Source organism: Microbacterium rhizophilum (assembly GCF_039605615.1).
Classification (GTDB): domain Bacteria; phylum Actinomycetota; class Actinomycetes; order Actinomycetales; family Microbacteriaceae; genus Microbacterium; species Microbacterium rhizophilus.
On the sequence record NZ_JBCNUN010000002.1, the window covers coordinates 381,202 to 397,860 of the forward strand.

The following is a 16,659-nucleotide window of genomic DNA, read 5'->3' on the forward strand; positions in this document are numbered from 1 at the left end:
TCGGCCTCCGAGGGCAGGTGCCTCAGCGCTTCGCGGCGAGCGCAGCCTGGTAGAGGTCCCGCGAGGAGTGGCCCGTGTGGGCGGCGACCTCGGCGGCGGCGTCCTTCAGCCGCGTGCCGGTGGCGACGAGATCCTGCACCTGGGCGAGGGCGTCCTCGAGCGGCATGTCGCCCGCGACGGCGCCGGCCACGACGATCACGAGCTCGCCGCGCACGCCCTGCTCGGCCCAGCCGGTCAGCTCCGCGAGGGTGCCGCGCGCGACCTCCTCGTGCAGCTTCGTGAGCTCGCGGCAGACCGCGGCGCGCCGATCCGCTCCGAACGCGGTCGCCATGTCCGCGAGGGTCTGCGCCACGCGCGTGGGGGCCTCGAAGAACACCAGGGTGCGCGGCTCGGCGGCGAGCGCGGCCAGCGCTCGCCGCCGCTCCCCCGGCTTGCGTGCCACGAAGCCCTCGAACGTGAAGCGGTCGGTCGGCAGCCCCGCCACGGCGAGCGCGGTCAGCACGGCGCTCGGGCCCGGGATCGCCGTGACGAGCACCCCGGCGGCCGCGGCGGCCGCCACGAGGTTGTATCCCGGATCGCTCACGGTCGGCATGCCCGCATCCGTCAGCACGACGAGATCCTGCTCCCGCGCCAGCTCGACGAGCTCGCCCGCCTTCTGCCGCTCGTTGTGATCGTGCATCGCGATGAGCCGCGGCCGGTTCGCGATGCTCAGCGCGGCGAGCAGCCGCTGCGTCGTGCGCGTGTCCTCGCTCGCGACGACGGTGGCCTGCTCGAGCACCTCGACCAGGCGACGGGACGCGTCCCCGAGGTTGCCGATGGGCGTCGCCGCGAGGATGATCACCGGTTCAGCCTAGAGGCGCATCCGGCCGTCGCCCAGCGATCGAGGATGTCAGCATCCGACGCCGAGCAGCCCCGCCCATGCCTCCGTGAGCACCTCCGTGCGGACCCGCGTCGAGGTCTCCGCCTCGCCCTCGCGGATCCAGTCCAGGTTGGCCTGGTCGAGCAGCGTCATCGCGAGGTGCGCTCGGAACGGCCGCTCGGCGGCGTCGAAGCGGTCGGCCGCGTCGAGACCCTCGCGGATGTCGGCGAGCACCTCGTTCCACCACGCGCGGAACACGGCGCGGAGATCCGGATCGACCGCCGCCGCCTCGGTCGCGACGAGGATGTACGGCTTGATGTGGGGCCAGTGCTCGATCTGTTCCGCGAGCCACGGCCCGATCGCATCCGTCGTGCCGACGCGGACGGCCTCGACGAGGCTGGTGGATGTCGAGCCGCGCTGCGACTCGCGGCGCTCGAGCACCTCGTTGAGTTCCGCGATGAGAGCGCGCATGACGCCGTCGCGTCCGGGGAAGTGCGCGTAGAAGGTGACGCGCGTCGTGCCCGCGGCCGCCGCGATCTCGTCGATCGTCGTGTTGACGTAGCCCTTGTCCTGGAACAGACCGAGGGCCGTGGAGAGCAGACGCCGACGCGTCATCTCCTTCTGGGCTGCGCGCAGATTCGCCATGCGCACAGCGTAGGCGCTGTCGCCTCTTATCTGACACTTCCTCAACTGACTTGACGCACTGTATAGTCATGCCAACCCGAGGCCGCCGCACGGACGCGCCGGCCACCCCGAACGGGAACGAAGGAGTTCCGCCCGATGTCCTCAGAGACCACCACCATCGTCGCGGCGAAGGGATCGGTGCGCGCGACCTTCATCGCCGCATTCCTGTCCGTCGCCCTCGCCCAGACCGCGTACGCGATCCCCGGCGCCCTCAACGGCACCTTCGCGGCCGAGTTCCACACGTCGGGCGCCGGCCTGACGTGGATCACCGCGATCTTCGAGATCGGCATCGTCGCCTTCGAGCTGACGTTCGGCCTGCTGGGCGACATGTTCGGCCGCAAGCGCCTCATGATCGCCGGCTCGCTGCTCGTCGTCGCCGGCGCGATCCTGTCGGCGTTCGCCGACTCGACCGGCTTCATGATCTTCGCCCAGGCCGTGATCGGCATCGGCGCCGGCCTGCTGTTCCCGATCGGCCTCGCCATGGTCGCCGCCCTCACGCCGGACCCCAGGGCTCGGGCCAAGGTGATCGCCACGTGGGCGGGCTTCCTGTCTCTCGGCGCGGTCATCTCGCCCGTGCTCGCCGGACTGACCCACCAGCTCTTCACGGTCCCCGGCGCCGAGCCCGGCGCGCCGAACGCGTTCAGCGGATGGCGCGTCGCGTTCTGGGTCGTCGCCATCGCCGGCCTCGCGCTCGTCGCCGTCTCGGCGGCGACGCGCGACTCGTCGGCGCCCGCCGGCCGCCGGCTCGACCTGCCGGGTCAGATCACGTTCGCCGTCGGCCTCATCGCCGTGCTGTACGCCACGGTCACCGCGGTCGATTCGGGTTGGACGCACTGGCAGGTCATCACCGGCTACATCGTGGGCGCGATCCTGCTCGTGTCCTTCATCGTGCTCGAACGCCGCTCGGCCGCCCCCCTGCTGCACCTCGAGCTGTTCAAGAACACGTCGTTCTCGATCGCCGCGATCGTCGCGGTCACCGGCATGTTCGCGTTCCTCGCGACATGCTTCGCGACGTCGATCTCGATGGGTGCGCTCGCGCAGAACCCGGTGTGGGTCGTCGGCATCCTGTTCGTCTGCATTCAGGGTCCGGCGTTCCTCCTCTCGCCCATCGTCGGCCGCCTGATCCACGCGGTGTCACCGCGCTGGCTGCTCAGCTCGGGCTTCGTGCTGATCGCCGCGAGCGCATTCTGGCTGTCGACGTACCGCATCGGCATCCCCGAGCAGTTCGGCGGCACTCCGTGGACGGCCTTCCTCGTGCCGCTGCTGTTGCTCGGCATCGGCTTCGCCGCGACGATCGGATCCATCACGGCCGTCGCGATCAACACCGTGCCGCAGAGCCAGATCGGCATGGCGAGCGCCACGACCAGCCTGATGCGCGACCTCGGCTTCACGCTCGGCCCGGTCATCGGCTCGGCCATCGCGTTCAGCGTCGGCGCCGCGGCCTTCGCCGGCCCGATCGTGGGCGTGCTGCAGGGCACCGGGATCCCGGGCGAGGCCGTGACCGCCCTCTCGCACGTGCCCCCGCTGGCCTGGCTGTCGGGCTGGGACGGCGTCCTCGGCCAGTTCGCGGGCGACATGGCCGCCTCGGGCGCGCCGGAGGACGCCCTCGCCGGCGCCGTCGAAGCGCTCACCGCCGCGCAGGGCGACATCATGGGCGCGGCAGGCGGATCGCTCGGGGGCGGCTTCACGGTCGTCTACCTGGTCGCGGGCTTCGCGGCCCTCGCCTCGGCGGTCCTGACCCTGTTCATGCCGACGCAGGTCGCCCCCGTCGACGAGGCCGATCTCGCCGCGACCGTCAAGATCGAGGCCTGACCGACCGCCACGGAACCCCCGGCGCTCCTCGGAGCGTCGGGGGTTCTCCGCATCGGTCGACGTGCGCGACGGGCCCGCCGACGGCGTCAGCCGGCGAGAGTCAGCCGGCGCAGCTTCGGGATCGGGATGCGCCAGTTCACCGCGACCGCCGTGTGGGATCCGTCGGGGTGCGTCCAGCGCAGCAGCGCCGAGTCCGACGCGGCATCGCCCTCCACGGTCTCGGGGTCGTCGATGAGCGGCAGATCCCCCACCGCCTTGACCGCGAGGTCGAACTGCTCGGTCCAGAAGTAGGACTGGAAGTCGAGCTCGGGCACCTCGTCACCGCGCAGCAGCGCGGCAGCGGCGGTCCTCGCCTGCTCGATCGCGCTCGTCCACAACGGCGTCCGACGCACCCCCCGGCTGCCCCGCCAGCTCGCGACGTCGCCCGCCGCCACGACGCCGTCCGCGACCCGGCCGCGGCCATCCGCGACCAGCGCGTCACCCGTGAGCACACGGGATCCGGCCAGCCACTCGATGTTCGCGTGGTCGCCGGTGGCGCCGGCGACCACGTCCGCCTCGATCACGGTGCCGTCGGCGAGCGAGACGGCGGCCCGACCGCCGCGCTCGACGATCTCGGCCGAGGGCGTCGTGACGACGCGCAGGCCCCGCTCGGTCGCCGCGCGCGCCAGCATCGTCGCCAGGAAGCCCCCGAGCTGACGTGACATGGGCGCCGAGGTGGCCACGAGCGTGACCCGGCACCCGGCGGCGAGCGCTCCCGAGGCGATCTCCATGCCGAGCACTCCCCCGCCCAGCACGACCACCTCGGGCCGGCCCGCGAGCGCGCCGCGCAGCGCGATCGCGTCGTCGAGCTCGCGCAGCGTCAGCACGGGGACGTCGACCTCGGGGCGCCGGGCGCGTGCGCCAGAGGCGATCACCAGCCCGTCGTAGGCGAGATCCTGCCCGTCGCTCAGCGCGATCCGGCGGGCGTCGACGTCCAGTCCGGTGGCCGACACGCCGCGCAGCTCGATGGCGTCGTGGGAGGAGGGCGGCAGCTCGTGCGCGCCGAGATCGCCGTCGAGCTTGAGCAGCGCCTTCGACAGCGCCGGGCGGCTGTATGGCGCATGGACCTCGGCGCCCACGACCGTCAGCTCGCCGTCGAATCCCTCCGCGCGCAGCGTGTCGCAGGCGGTGAGACCCGCGATGCCGTTGCCGACCACGACGACGCGTCGGGGCGCTCCGCTCACGAGGCCTCGACGATGCGCAGGGCGGCGACCGGGCAGATCCGCACCGCGGCGCGGGCGCGATCGAGATCCGCCCCGTCCACGTCCACATGGTCGAGCACGAGCTCGTCGTCGTCGTCCAGATGCATCAGGTCGGGTGCGGCCTCCTCGCACAGCCCGTGCGCCTCGCACCGGGGGCGATCCAGTTCGATCCTCATGGGGTCTCCTCTCCTCACGCCGCGACGATCTCGCGCACGGCGAGCTCGTGGATGCTGCGGGTCGTGTTCGCGGGGCGGCGCACCTCGTCGCCCGTGCGGAACGACGCGATGTGCGTCGCGAGGGCGCGGATCAGCGCGAGTCCCTCCATGCGCGCCAGGCCCTGGCCTGCGCAGCCGTGCGGCCCGTAGCCGAAGGAGAGGTGATCGACGGGGTTGCGCGTCACATCGAACGTGTCGGGGTCCTCGTAGTGGCGCTCGTCCCGGTTGCCGGACCCGAACAGGATCGCGATCTGCGATCCGGCCGGCACGACCGCGCCGTCGATCTCGACGTCGCGGGTCGTGATGCGTCCCCACGCGTGGATGGGCGCCCAGTACCGCAGCACCTCGTTGAGCGCCGACGCCGCGAGCGTCGCGTCCTCTCGCACCTTCGCGAACTGCTCCGGGTGGCGCCCGAAGAGCGCGAGGATGTTCGCGAACGATGCGACCGTGTTCTCGAGCCCCGCGGCGAGGTACTGATGCACGATGTGCCCGGCGCTGCCCTCGGGGATCTCACCGCGCGCCTCGGCATCGAAGATGCCCCGGCCGATCGACCCCTCCGCGAGGTCCGCCGCCGTCACGGTGCTGCACCAGCCGTACAGCTCGCCCGCGACCGGGAAGTTCTCGGCCGTGCGCTGATTCATCGGGCCGACGACCTCGTTCGCCGCGAGCCCCCAGCGCGACATGTTCGCCCTGATCTCGTCGGGAAATCCGATCAGCTCGGCGATGATGTCGAGCGGGAAGGCGCGGGCGAGGTCGTCGATGCCCTCGAACGATCCGCGGGCGGCCAGCTCCCGCACGAGCGCGTCGGCCTTCTCCTCGATGCGGCCCGCGAGGCCGCGGAGCGCACGTGGCGTGAGGTTCTCGGAGAGCACGGCGCGCAGCCGGGTGTGCTCGGGCGGATCGGAGCGCAGCGACGTGCCGGCGAGCGCCTGGTTCACGGAGGGGTTGAAGCCGATGGACGCGGACGAGAAGGTCTCCCAGTCGCCGAGCGCGTCGCGGATCGCGTCGTAGCGCGTGATCGCGTACACGTCGCTCTGCGTCAGATGCACGACGGCGCCGAGGTCGCGCAGGGTGGCGAATGTCGGATACGGATCGATCAGGATGTCGTCGGCCCAGAGGTCGACATCGGATGTCGCGGGTGCGTTCGCCATGATTCCTCGTCTTCGAGTGACACCGCCTTCATCGGCGGCTGACTTTACAGCGAGTAAAGCCTCTAGTCGCGACCCGCGCAAGGCGTCATTTGACTTGACAGTTTGTAAAGCGAGTGTCAGGATCGTCCCAACCCGACCACCCTCCGCGTCGCTGCGGAGCGATCAACTCGATGGAGAGTCCGGAGCCCCATGAGCAGCACCGTCCACACCGTCCTCGGCCCCGTCGCCGCCGATGAGCTCGGAGTCGTCGCGCTCCACGAGTCGCTGCTGTCGGTCGTCCCCGGCGCCGAATACGCGTACGACATCGAGATCGACCGGGCGGATGTGTTCGAGACGATCGCGGCGAAGCTGCGCGCGTTCAAGGCCGCCGGCGGCGGCACCGTCGTCGACAGCATCGGGATGTTCCACGGTCGCGATGTGCGCCTGTACGAGAACCTCTCGCGCGCCACGGGCGTGCACATCGTCGCCTCCACGGGCATGGGGCCCGAGGAGCAGCTCGGCGGCTACTTCCTGACCCCGCAGACCAACCCGCCCACCCCGTGGCCCGCCGAGAAGTTCGCCGATCTGTTCGGCCGCGAGGTCACCGAGGGCATGGTCGTACCGCGCGTCGAGCGCCGCGGCTCCGCCGGCTTCGTCACGACGACCGTGACCGCCGGGGGTCCCACGCTCACCGACGAGAGCCTGCTGCGCGGCGTCGCCCGCACCGCGATCGCCACGGGCGTCCCCGCATCCATCCGCTTCGGCGCCGATGCGGTCGCAGACCTCGACGTCGTGCTGGCCGAGGGCGTCGCCGCCGAGCGCGTGCTGGTCGGCGGTCTCGATCGCCGCGACGCCGTCGGCGCGCCGCAGGCCGTCGCCGAGCGCGGCGCGTACGTCGGCATCGACCACGTCGGGTCGACGGACGACGCCCACCTGAGCGACGCCGAGCGCGCGGATCTCGTCGCCGAGCTCGCCGCCGCCGGTCACGCGGCCCGCGTCATCCTGTCGTCGAGCGCGACGGGCGCGGCCTTCGGCCACGCCGGCAACGACCTGCCCTACGAGACCGTGCTGACGTCGTTCGCCCCGCTCCTCGAGGCCCGCGGGCTGACCGCGAGCGACGTCCGCACGATCGTCATCGACAACCCGCGCGACCTGCTCGCCGGCCGCTGATCCCCCGAAGGAAGAACGCAATGTCGCGCGTCAACACCGTCCTCGGCCCCATCGATGCCGCGGAGCTCGGCTTCGTCGCCATCCACGAGCACATCGGCTACGGCATGCCCGGCTCCGAGCTCGACACGCAGTGGTGGAAGAGCCCCGAGCAGCGCTACGAGGAGACCGTCCCGAAGCTGCGCACCTATCGCGAGAACGGCGGCTCGACCTTCGTCGACGCGACGGGCATCTGCAACGGCCGCGACGTCGACTACTACAAGTCGATCTCCGAGAAGACCGGCGTGCACATCGTCGCGGCGACCGGCTTCGTCGGCGGCGACACGGCCCTGCAGTTCTTCGCCGAGGCCGACGTCGACTACCTGTACCGCCAGTTCCGCCACGAGATCACGGTCGGCATCGGCCGCACGGGCGCGAAGGCCGGCATCATCAAGGTCGGCGTCAGCCGCGGGTTCCGGATGAAGGAGCTCGACCTGCGCATCTACCGCGCCGCGGCGCGCGCCGCGGTCGAGACCGGCGTGCCGATCTTCACCCACCTCGCCGTCGACGCCGAGCCCGCGCTGCAGATCTTCCGCGAGGAGGGCCTGCCGCTGAACCGCGTGCTGTTCGGCCACGTCGACGACGGCGTCAGCCAGGGCAGGATCGACGAGGCCGCGCTGCTCGAGGCCGGCGCGGTGTTCGGCTTCGACACCTTCGGCTACGACCTCGAGCTTCCCGACCCGCCGTTCTGGGGCCGCCATCGCCAGGAGCGCCTGGATCACTTCCTGCGCTTCCTGAACGCGGGACACGTCGACCAGGTGCTCGCGTCCGCCGACGCGAACTGCAGCCCGCTCGGCTGGCCGGGCGTCAAGGGCCACACCATCAACTACCTGTTCGACGACCTCATCCCGGACCTGAAGAACGCGGGAGTGAGCGACGCGACGATCGAGCGGATCTTCGTGACCAACACCGCGGCCTTCCTCGCCATGCAGCCGCAGGGCTGACTCCCCGCTTCCCCGACCCATCCCACGAAAGACGCATCAATGAAGATCGAAGAGCTCCAGAACCTCCGTGTCGCCATCATCGGCGGCGGCTACGGCGGCGCGGCCGCCGCCGTCGCGCTCGACCGCATCGGCGTGAAGGACGTGGCCGTGTACGAGCAGGCGCCCGCGCTCGGCCAGGTCGGCGCCGGCATCGGCCTGCGCCCCGAGACCGTCGAGCGCTTCCGTCGCTGGGGCATCTTCGACGCGATCGCGGCGGTCTCCTCCCCGAGCGACCACCTCGAGATCCTGAGCGGCGACGGCCAGACCGTGTTCGCCCAGGAGGAGTGGCCGAACCGCCACGCGTTCGCCGAGGTCAACGACACCCGCATCATCCACCGCGGCGACTTCATCGAGGCTTTCGCGAACGCGCTCCCGGCGGGTTCGCTGCGCCTCGACCACCGGCTCGTCGGCATCGTCGACAACGGCGCGACATCGACGCTCACGTTCGCGAACGGGAACGTGGTCGAGGCCGACGTCGTGATCGGCGCCGACGGCATCCGGTCGCTCGTGCGCTCGACGTTCTTCTCCGACAAGGCGCCCGTGTTCGCGGGCGAGCACGCCTACCGCATCGTGATCGACATCGAGGACGCCCACGGGCTCGTCACCGACGACAACCCGCGCTTCTACATGGGCCAGAACGGCACGATCGCCTACAACCTGCCGCTGCGTCACCGCGGCCAGCTGTCGTACGACATCACGGCCCCGTCCGACGACGACACGTGGGCGCCCGCGATCACGAACGACTACCTCGTGTCGCTGCTCGACGGCTTCGACGAGCGCATCGTCCAGGTCGCTCGCGAGCTCGACGTCGCCCAGGTCACCAGCCGCTCGGTGTACGACATCGACCCGGTCGACCAGTGGCACTCCGATTGCATCGTGCTGATCGGCGATGCCGCGCACGCGATGCTGCACCACCAGGGCCAGGGCGCGAACTCCGCGATCGCCGACGGCGATGCGATCGCCGACGCGTTCGCGCAGGCGGGCTCGGTCGCGGAGGCGCTCGCGCTGTTCCAGGCGACGCGCAAGCCGGTCACCGACGAGCTGCAGCGCATCTCGCGCGCGGGCTGGAACGCCGAGGCCGTCGAGGACGCGTTCCCCGGCCAGCACTGAACTCGAGAGGCTCACGACATGGCACTGCACCCGAAGGTCGCCGAGATCCTGGCGACGTTCCCCGCGCCCGAGCCCGGTCCCCTCGACCCCGTCGCGATGCGTGCGGGAGAGGAGGCCCAGGTCGGCCCGGTCGAGGAGCGCCTGCCGCTCCACTCCGTCGAGGACCTCATCGCGAACGCCGCGACGGGCGACGTCCCCGTGCGGGTGTACACGCCCGCCGAAGCCGACGCCTACGGCGTGATCGTCTACCTCCACGGCGGAGCGTTCTTCCTCGGCAGCCTGAACACGCACGACCACGTCGCGCGCGCTCTGGCGCGGCGGACGGGTCTCAAGGTCGTGTCCGTCGGCTATCGCCTGGCCCCCGAGCACGCATTCCCCGCCGGACTGGAGGACAGCCTCGCGGTCGTGCGCTGGGTCGCGGATCAGCGCGACGCGCTGAAGTGGGACGGCCGCACGCTCGCGGTGGCGGGCGACAGCTCGGGCGGCACGTTCGCCACCGCGGTCTCCGCCATGGCCAAGGACGCCGGCTTCGAGGACATCACGCACCAGGTGCTGATGTACCCGTCGCTGGACCTCGACTTCGACGAGGACCGCTATGCGTCGCTGCGGGACAACGCCGTGGGATTCGGTCTCGAGACGGCCGGCCTCAAGCCGTTCAACGCGTTCTACATCGACAGCGGCGCCGACCCGTCCGATCCCCTCGTGTCACCGATCAAGCGCGACGACCTGTCGGGCCTCCCGAAGGCGCTCATCCTCACCGCGGAGCACGACCCGCTGCGCGACGAAGGCGAGCTCTACGGCGAGCGCTTGAGGGCCGCGGGCGTGGACGCCAGGGTCAGCCGCTACGACGGCGCCGGCCACGGTTTCATCCAGCACTTCGGCTGGCTGCCGGAGTACGCGAGGGCCTACACCGAGATCGCGGAGTTCCTGAGCGACGGGGACCCCGCGTGACCGCCCCGGTCCTCCCGATCGCCGCGCCCTGGCGCCGGTTCCACCTCTTCAGCTTCCTCATCGACGCCCCCGAGCTCGCGATCGTCGACACCGGCGTGACCGAATCCGCGGCCGGTCTCCCGGCCGAGCTCAAGAAGCTCGGGAAGCGCATCGAGGACGTGCGCTGGATCCTGCTGACGCACGGCCACATCGACCACGTGGGCGGCGCCTACGCGCTCTGGGAGGCGACCGGCCGGCGCGCCGAGGTCGTCATCGGGACCTCCGACGCGCCGTTCGTGCGGTCCCGCCAGGCGCACGTCGACGAGGCGCTCGCCCTCCGCGGCGATCTCGTCGGCCGCGAGACACTCGAGGCGTCGAAGAGGGCCGAGGTCCTCGAGGCGATCTCCGGGGAGTTCGAGCCGACCCGGCTCGTGGACGACGGCGACGTGCTCGACCTCGGCGGTGTCGCGGTGCGCGTGCACGCCATCCCGGGCCACACGGCCGGCGCCGTCGCATACGAGATCGTCGGCCAGGGTGATGTCTTCGTCGGAGATGCCGTGCAGTCCTATGGCGCGGCGAGCGGCTTCCCCGGTTACGAGGACGCGGATGCGTACCGCGACTCCCTGCTCCGACTCCAGGACCTCGCGCCCCAGCGACTCCACCTCGGGCACCCGTACCGCCGGAAGGACGGCACGCCGTTCCCGATCGTGCTCGACGCCGCGGATGCGGCCGAGGCGATCCGGGGCTCGCTCGAGCGCGAGGCCGAGATCCGCGCCGCCGTCGCGCGTGCCGGCGAAGGCACACCGACCGGCTCGCCTTACTCCCCGTACGAGGCGGTCGCCGAGGAGCTCGGCTACGCGGGCGACCCGACGCTCGAGCCGTCGCCCTTCTTCACCTCCCTTCGCGCGTACAGCGCTCACTGACACCCCCGATCTCAATGGAGAGAGACATGACCACGATCGACGTGAAGGCCTTCGTCGAGGGCAGCCGATTCAGCCGCTTCCACGGCTCCATGCTGTTCTGGGCGTGCTTCATCATCACGTTCGACATGTACGACCTCGTCGTCTACGGCTCGGTGCTGCCCGTGCTGCTCGGCGAATGGGGCATCGACCCGCTCCAGGCCGGAACGATCGGCTCCGTCGGCATCTTCGGCATGGCCATCGGCGCCGTCGGCTTCGGTGTGCTGGCCGACCGCTTCGGTCGCAAGCGCATGCTGATCCTCGCGGTCGCCCTGTTCAGCGCCGCGGCGTTCCTGTGCGCCTTCGCCCCGGGCCCCGTCGTCTTCGCCGTGTTCCGCTTCATCAGCGGTGTGGGCATCGGCGGCATCCTGCCGAGCGTCATCGCGATGGCCACCGACTACGCGCCCCGCAAGCTCGCGAACACCATGGTCGCGGTCATCATGTGCTTCTTCTCGGTCGGCGGCATCCTCGCGGCCTTCGTCGCGATGCTCCTGCTGCCGACGTTCGGATGGCAGAGCGTCTACATCGTGGCGATCATCCCGCTGCTCCTGCTCCCGCTCGCGGCGCGGTCGTTCCAGGATTCGCCCACCATGCACCTCCGCCGCGGCAGCACCGAGAAGCTGCGCGCGGTGCTCATCCTCATGAACCCGCGGGCGGACATCCCTGCAGATGCGACCCTCGACGTCCCGGCCGCGGAGAAGGAGACGGGTGCATCCATCGCGACGCTGTTCCGCGGCGGACGCGCCCTCGCCACGATCATGGTCTGGATCGCGTTCTTCATGTGCCTGCTCATGATCAACGGCATCAGCACCTGGCTGCCGAACCTGATGGTCACCGCGGGCTACGCGCTCGGCGCCGGCCTGACGTTCATGATCACGTACAACGTCGGCGCGATCGTCGGCACGCTGGTGATGGGCCGCGTCGCCGACGCCTGGGGCGTCAAGCGCGTGCTCGTGCCGATGTTCGTCGTGTCCGCCGTCGCGATCGTCCTTCTCGGTCTCGGTGCCGACTTCTGGATCCTGCTCGCGCTCACCGCCCTCGCCGGCGCGTGCACGATGGGCTCGCAGAACATCTCCTACTCCTTCGTCTCGGAGTACTATCCGTCGGCCGTGCGCTCGACCGCGATCGGCCTGGCCTCGGGCGTCGGGCGCATCGGCGCCATCATCGGCCCGACCTTCGGCGGCTGGCTGCTGACCACGGGCATGCCCGCGCAGCTGACGTTCCTGTGGTTCGCCGTGCGGGGCGTCATCGCCGCGATCGCCTTCGCGTTCGTGCCGCTCGCCCGCGCCAGGACCACGGGCACGGCCCCCGAACCTCACGTCGACGCCGTCGCATCCTGAGTCCTGTGGAGGAGCAGAACATGACCGAATTCCAGACCTTCCACGCGGGGAACCAGACCATCCGCATCCGCAAGGATCTGCGGGTGCCCATGCGCGACGGCGTCGCGCTCGCCGCCGACGCGTACGAGGGCACGGACGACAAGCCGCGCCCCGCGCTCGTGGCGCTCAGCCCGTATGGCAAGGAGCTGCAGGCGCTCGCCCTGACGATCCCGCCGCAGCGCCGCCCGTCGCCCCTGTGGGACGGCTGCATCGAGGCCGGCGACATCGCGCGCGTCGTGGAGAACGACTACGTGCACGTGATCGGCGACCTGCGCGGATCCGGCGCCAGCGAGGGCGACCACGTCGGCAACTACAACGCCGGCGGTGTGCCGCTCGGGCAGGACGCGTACGACTTCATCGAGTGGGTCGCGGCCCAGCCCTGGTGCGACGGCAACGTCGGCATGATCGGCATCTCGTACTTCGGCTCGATGCAGGTGCTGGCCGCGGCCGAGCGGCCGCCGTCCCTCAAGGCGATCTTCGTCTCGGGCGGCCACTACGACTTCTACGAGACCACGTACCACGGCGGCGTGATGTGGTTCATGCCGCGCGCGGCGCGCGAGGGCCGCGGCGGCGACAGCGGCTGGGCGTTCACCGACCGCGTCGCCTCGCGCATGCTCGAGTGCGTGCCCGAGGAGGAGGTCAAGGCCCGCGTCGCCGCGCGCCTCGCCGACGCCGACGTGCAGGCCTGGCCCAACCTCGTCCACACGCTGCACTACCCCGTCCACCACGAGGCGTGGTTCGACATCATCACGAACGACCTCGACGGCGAGTGGTACGAGGAGCGCAATCCCGTGAACCTCGCCGCGAACATCGATATCCCCGTCTGGCTCAAGATGGAGCAGGGCCGCGGCTGGACGCTCGATTCCACGATCGAGACGTTCAACAGGATCCCGTCGGCGAACAAGAAGCTCACGATCGGCCCCTACCCGCCCATGCAGTCGCGCCCGTGGGTCGAGGATCACGACGAGATGTTCCGCTGGTACGACAAGTGGATCAAGGGCATCGACAACGGCGTGGACCAGGAACCGGCCGTGTCCGTGTTCGTCGAGGGCACGCGCGAGTATGTCGAGGCCGAGGCGTGGCCGCCCAAGGAGCCCGAGTTCAAGGCGCTGCACCTGCGCGGCCGCGGAAAGCTGTCGGCCGAGCCCGAGCGCTTCAACGCCGACGTCGCCGGCTACGAGGGGTACTTCCAGGCGCCGATCATCACCACCGACGAGATCGGCATGCTCTCGTGGTCGACCCCCGTGCTGGAGGAGCCGATGGAGCTCATCGGCACCGGCGCGTTCCACCTGTTCGCCGAGATCGACCAGGACGACACGAACTTCATCGCGCGGTTCTGGGACTACGCCCCGAACGGCAGGCGCCGCCTCGTGTCGACGGCCTACCTCAAGGCGAGCCAGCGCGAGCTCGACGAGGAGCGCTCGACCCAGGGCAGCCCGATCCACCCGCACACGCGGAAGGTGCCGGTCGTGCCGGGCGAGATCAACGAGTACGTGCTGCGCATCTACCCGTTCGCCGCGACGGTCCTCCCCGGCCATCGCCTCGTCGTGGAGCTCTCCGCGAACGAGCCGATGCAGGACGAGCACAACGCGCTGCTGCCGCCCGACTCGTTCCACCTGCCGATCGGACGTCCGACGACGCACAAGATCTACCGCGACGCCGCGCACCCGTCGCGGCTCGTGCTGCCGTTCGTGAACGCCTGACACGGCCACGACCGATCCGACCGCGACCGGGCGGCGCCCCTGAGGTAGGAGGATCACCGACATCAGCACGACGCTGCACAGCAGGTCGGCGAGGATGCCCGAGTCCGTCGGCGGGCGTCAGCCCCGCAGTCGCCTACCCACCCTGCGCCTGCAGACGCAGCCCGTCGAGCAGGAGGTCGAGGCCGGCGCGGAACTGGTCGGTGTCGTCGTGGTGCGCGAACTCGTCGACGATGTGGTGGACGAAGGGGAACTCCTGCGGGTCGGTCTGGCGCCACCGCTCCGCGAACGCCGCCATGTACTCGTCCGGCCCGACGGTGCCGTCGGCCACCACGGCCGGAGGCTGCTGACTGAGATCGGAGGCGATGCCGATGACGAAGCCGAGGATCGCCGAGACCGCGTGGAACGTCTGGCGCGCGGTCAGCCCGAGCCGCATGACCTGCTCGCCGATCCGCTCGTACATCCGCAGGGCGTTCGGCTGGATGTCCGTGTCGCGCATGAAGTAGGCGGTCAGCCATGGCCGATCCACGATCGCGTCGAAGAGCACCCACGCGGTCGCACGGATGCTGTCGATCGGATCCCCCGCCGCGTCATCCTGCGCGAACGGCTCTGTCGCGTCGAGCACCGCCACGAGGGCGTGATCGGTGGCGCGATCGAGCAGCTCGTCCTTGCTCGCGACGTACCAGTAGATCGAGCCCACGCCGCCGCCGAGCCGCTGCGCGAGTGCCCGGAACGTCAGCGCCTGCTCACCGGCCTCGTCGAGCAGGGCGACGGCCTCGGAGAGCACCGCCTCCATCGAGTGCGAGGCCCGGCGCCTCCCCGGCGTCCGGTCGCGGCCATGATCCTTCGGTCCTGCCATGTCTGCCATCCTCGCACTCCTTGCCAAAGCTCGAACGTTGTTCTATTCTATCGAACGACGTTCGACAGTCGAACGTCGTTCGATATGGAGACACCATGTCCTCACTCGTGCAGCCCCGCACCTACACCTCGCTGCGAGCCGCGTGGATCCCGCTGTTCGCGCTGTGCCTCGCGTTCTTCGTCGAGATGGTCGACAACACGCTGCTGACGATCGCCCTGCCGACCATCGGCCGCGACCTCGGCAGCACCACGACCGATCTGCAGTGGGTGACCGGCGCATACTCCCTCACCTTCGGCGGGCTGCTGCTGACGGCGGGATCCGTCGCCGACCGGTTCGGTCGCCGCAGGGTGCTGCTCGCGGGCCTGTCGGCGTTCGGCCTGATCAGCCTGATCGTGATCTGGGTCGAGTCGGCCACCGGGCTGATCGCGCTGCGCGCCGCGCTCGGCGTCGCGGCCGCCATGATGGCGCCGATCACCAACTCGCTGGTGTTCCGGCTCTTCGAGGATCAGGCGCTGCGCATGCGCGCGATGACCCTGATGATCGTGGTCGGCATGAGCGGGTTCATCCTCGGCCCGGTGCTCGGGGGCACGGCGCTCGCCCACATCACGTGGGAGTGGCTGCTCGTCGTCAACGCGCCCATCGCGCTGATCGCGGTCATCGGCGTGCGCCTGGGGGTTCCGGCGGACGACCCGGCGGGGCTGACCCGCGACCGGCTCGACATCCCGGGCGCGATCCTCTCGATCGCGACGATCGGGCTCGCCTGCTACGCGGCGACCAGCGGCGCGGAGAACGGCTGGGGCTCGCCCCTCACCTGGGCATGCGTCATCGGCGCGCTGCTCGCACTCGTCGCATTCATCTGGCGCGAGCGCCGCGCGGCGCAGCCGATGCTCGACCTGAGCTTCTTCACCGGTGCGGGCAGCGGCACGGTGCGCGGGGCGGCGATCGCACAGATCGCGACGTCGATCGCGATGGCGGGCGTGATGTTCGCCCTCGTGCTGCACTTCCAGTACGCCTACCACTGGTCGCCGCTGGTCGCGGGCCTCGCCAACCTGCCGCTCATCGTCACCATGATCGGCGCGACCCCGATCTCCGAGTGGCTCGGCAGGCGCTTCGGGCACCGCATCGCCTGCCTCGTCGGCGCCGGCCTGCTCGCGGGGTCGCTTGCCGGCCTCGCCTGGGGCGTGGATCAGGGGTACTGGGCCATCGCGCTGTTCATGGTCACGCTGACGATCGGACTGCGGACGGTGATGACCATCTGCGCCGTGGCGCTCATCGACGCGATGCCCGAGAACCGCACCTCGATCGCGGCCGCCCTGAACGACACCACGCAGGAGGTCGGCACGAGCATCGGCACCGCGCTGGTCGGCACGCTCATCGCGACCCTGGTGACCGTGTCGCTGCCCGACGGCGTCTGGCCGGCGGAACTGGTCGCGACGTTCTTCCACGGCGAGCGCGTGACCTTCGCGATCCTCGCCGTCGTCGTCGGAGTCATCGCCGCCGTCGGCGCGCTGACCCTGACCGACTCCCGCAACACGGAGGAGGCGCACTGAGCGGGCGGCGAGCCGCGCAGTCGGCGGCCACCGTGCGTCGCC

At 70.8% G+C, this 16,659-nt stretch carries 15 protein-coding genes; 9 read left to right on the forward strand and 6 right to left on the reverse strand.

Going from position 1 to position 16,659, the window contains the following annotated elements; translation table 11 throughout:
- Positions 1-22: 22 nt before the first annotated feature.
- On the reverse strand, positions 23-841 hold the full coding sequence (rsmI, locus tag AAD528_RS05750) for a 16S rRNA (cytidine(1402)-2'-O)-methyltransferase (protein ID WP_345751087.1): 819 nt from the start codon (positions 839-841) through the stop codon (positions 23-25).
- Positions 842-889: 48 nt separating this feature from the next.
- Positions 890-1,504, reverse strand: coding sequence for a TetR/AcrR family transcriptional regulator (locus AAD528_RS05755; protein WP_345751088.1), 615 nt, complete (start codon positions 1,502-1,504; stop codon positions 890-892).
- A 135-nt stretch (positions 1,505-1,639) separates the two neighbouring features.
- Here AAD528_RS05755 and AAD528_RS05760 point away from each other — a divergent pair, with 135 nt between their 5' ends.
- The gene (locus AAD528_RS05760) at positions 1,640-3,355 is read left to right on the forward strand and encodes an MFS transporter (protein ID WP_345751089.1); all 1,716 of its coding nucleotides are present in this window, start codon (positions 1,640-1,642) and stop codon (positions 3,353-3,355) included.
- Between the two features lie 86 nt (positions 3,356-3,441).
- Here the strand turns inward: AAD528_RS05760 and AAD528_RS05765 are convergent, their stop codons facing one another.
- Genes AAD528_RS05765 through AAD528_RS05775 form a run of 3 tightly spaced genes read right to left on the reverse strand, consistent with a single transcriptional unit; the run spans position 3,442 to position 5,962 of the window.
- Positions 3,442-4,578, reverse strand: coding sequence for an NAD(P)/FAD-dependent oxidoreductase (locus AAD528_RS05765; RefSeq protein ID WP_345751090.1), 1,137 nt, complete (start codon positions 4,576-4,578; stop codon positions 3,442-3,444).
- Complete coding sequence (locus tag AAD528_RS05770) at positions 4,575-4,772, reverse strand: ferredoxin (protein WP_345751091.1); 198 nt, start codon at positions 4,770-4,772, stop codon at positions 4,575-4,577. Before AAD528_RS05770 ends, AAD528_RS05765 begins: the two co-directional genes overlap by 4 nt.
- Before the next feature lie 14 nt (positions 4,773-4,786).
- Complete coding sequence (locus AAD528_RS05775) at positions 4,787-5,962, reverse strand: cytochrome P450 (protein WP_345751092.1); 1,176 nt, start codon at positions 5,960-5,962, stop codon at positions 4,787-4,789.
- A gap of 189 nt (positions 5,963-6,151) precedes the next feature.
- On the opposite strand from AAD528_RS05775, the gene AAD528_RS05780 reads away from it, so the two are divergent.
- From AAD528_RS05780 to AAD528_RS05810, 7 genes are read left to right on the forward strand one after another with little or no spacing between them, the layout of a single operon-like run.
- Positions 6,152-7,111 carry a phosphotriesterase family protein gene (locus AAD528_RS05780; protein ID WP_345751093.1) on the forward strand — a complete coding sequence of 320 codons (960 nt, stop codon included), beginning with the start codon at positions 6,152-6,154 and terminating at the stop codon, positions 7,109-7,111.
- A 20-nt stretch (positions 7,112-7,131) separates the two neighbouring features.
- Complete coding sequence (locus AAD528_RS05785) at positions 7,132-8,091, forward strand: phosphotriesterase family protein (protein ID WP_345751094.1); 960 nt, start codon at positions 7,132-7,134, stop codon at positions 8,089-8,091.
- Between the two features lie 39 nt (positions 8,092-8,130).
- Complete coding sequence (locus tag AAD528_RS05790) at positions 8,131-9,240, forward strand: FAD-dependent oxidoreductase (protein ID WP_345751095.1); 1,110 nt, start codon at positions 8,131-8,133, stop codon at positions 9,238-9,240.
- Between the two features lie 18 nt (positions 9,241-9,258).
- Entirely contained in the window at positions 9,259-10,191 is a 933-nt protein-coding gene (locus AAD528_RS05795) for an alpha/beta hydrolase (RefSeq protein WP_345751096.1), read from the forward strand.
- Positions 10,188-11,093: an MBL fold metallo-hydrolase gene (locus AAD528_RS05800; RefSeq protein WP_345751097.1), complete on the forward strand. Its 906-nt coding sequence runs from the start codon at positions 10,188-10,190 to the stop codon at positions 11,091-11,093. The genes AAD528_RS05795 and AAD528_RS05800 overlap by 4 nt, the downstream gene beginning before the upstream one ends.
- 26 nt (positions 11,094-11,119) lie before the next feature.
- Positions 11,120-12,469, forward strand: coding sequence for an MFS transporter (locus AAD528_RS05805; protein ID WP_345751098.1), 1,350 nt, complete (start codon positions 11,120-11,122; stop codon positions 12,467-12,469).
- Positions 12,470-12,489: 20 nt separating this feature from the next.
- Positions 12,490-14,211, forward strand: a complete 1,722-nt coding sequence (locus AAD528_RS05810) for a CocE/NonD family hydrolase (protein ID WP_345751099.1) — start codon at positions 12,490-12,492, stop codon at positions 14,209-14,211.
- Between the two features lie 133 nt (positions 14,212-14,344).
- Here the strand turns inward: AAD528_RS05810 and AAD528_RS05815 are convergent, their stop codons facing one another.
- Positions 14,345-15,067: a TetR/AcrR family transcriptional regulator gene (locus tag AAD528_RS05815; RefSeq protein ID WP_345751100.1), complete on the reverse strand. Its 723-nt coding sequence runs from the start codon at positions 15,065-15,067 to the stop codon at positions 14,345-14,347.
- A gap of 95 nt (positions 15,068-15,162) precedes the next feature.
- Here AAD528_RS05815 and AAD528_RS05820 point away from each other — a divergent pair, with 95 nt between their 5' ends.
- Complete coding sequence (locus tag AAD528_RS05820; protein WP_345751101.1) at positions 15,163-16,617, forward strand: MFS transporter; 1,455 nt, start codon at positions 15,163-15,165, stop codon at positions 16,615-16,617.
- The last annotated feature ends 42 nt before the right edge of the window (positions 16,618-16,659 follow it).